The sequence below is a fragment of the Microvirga sp. P4_G7 genome, from assembly GCF_056401005.1.
Genome location: NZ_JBFUKD010000892.1, coordinates 1 through 1,252, shown reverse-complemented (window position 1 = coordinate 1,252; position 1,252 = coordinate 1). Strand labels below are relative to the sequence as shown.

At 62.2% G+C, this 1,252-nt stretch carries 1 protein-coding gene; it reads left to right on the top strand.

Annotation, left to right across the window (positions count from 1 at the left end):
• Window positions 1-75 precede the first annotated feature (75 nt).
• The coding region (locus tag AC1DT3_RS21685; RefSeq protein WP_477467249.1) for an MFS transporter at window positions 76-1,252 on the top strand (1,177 nt) is incomplete at its 3' end.

Sequence of the window (1,252 nt, the reverse complement as noted above, 5' to 3'; positions counted from 1 at the left end):
CTCTTGATCTATCAAATCAACTGCACTCTATGATCTGAAGCGTATTTCCCCCGAAGCTTCTCCCGTGAATCCGCCTTGGGCTCTTCTCTCTCCCTGATTTGGACGATCACCGTCGCGACGACGTTGCTGCAAGTGGGCAACGGGTTGTTGCAGGTGCTGCTGCCTTTGCGGATGCAGGTTGAAGGTCTGTCGATCTCCTCCATTGGCGTCGTGGCAGCGGCCTACGGCCTCGGTTTCTCGACCGGCTGCTTCATGGCGCCGGCCTTCATCCGCCGCATCGGCTACATTCGCGCCTTCGCAAGCTTGGCAGCTCTTGCCGCTGTGCTCGTTCTGGCGATGACGCAAGCTCATTCGACGGCAGCGTGGGTTGTCCTCCGTGCTTTGACCGGCGTCACGCTCGCGTGCATCTTCACCGTTACCGACGGCTGGATCAGCGCCCGGGCCACCAGCTCCCATCGCGGCCGCACCCTTTCCATCTACATCGCCTGCACCAAAGTTGCGTTGATGCTGGCACCTCTCGGCATCATCTTGGGCGATATCAGAACCGACGGTTTGTTCATGGCGGTCAGCGCCATGATGTGCCTGTCTCTCCTGCCGATCTCGGCGACGATGACGGAAGAACCGCCGCCGCCTCTGGGCGTGCGGATCAAGATCCGAAGCCTGTTCGTCGTCGCTCCGTCGGCCATCGTCGGGGCGTTCGTCGTAGGCCTCGTGAATGGGCCCGTGATTGCGATCACCCCGGTTTTCGGCACGAGCATCGGGCTCAGTCAGGATCAGGCCGCCGCTTTGCTTTTCGCCCTTCAGGCCGGCAGTCTCCTGCTCCAATGGCCGATGGGTTGGATCTCGGATCGCTTCGACCGGCGATACGTCATCGGCGGCCTTGCGGCCGGCGCGACAGCGTTGTCGGTCCTCATCCTGTTGGCCAGCATGTACGGCTCGCCGGCGGTCATCATTCTGGCCTTCGGGGCCTGGGGCGGTCTTGCGCTGTGCATTTACTCGGTGTGTGCCGCTCACGCTTGCGACCTCGTCGAGCCCGATGAGATCATCGCGACAGTGAGTTCGCTATTGTTTTCCTGGGCCGCGGGCGTGACGATCGGGCCGCTTYTCGGCGCATTCGCCATGGACAGATTGGGCCCGAGCGGCTTGTTCATCTATTCGGCCGCCGTGATGTTCGTCCTGGCAATCTTCATCGCGGTCCGCATCCGACTGCAGAGTCGACCCGCCGCGAAGGGCGGGTTCGTGGACATCGCAC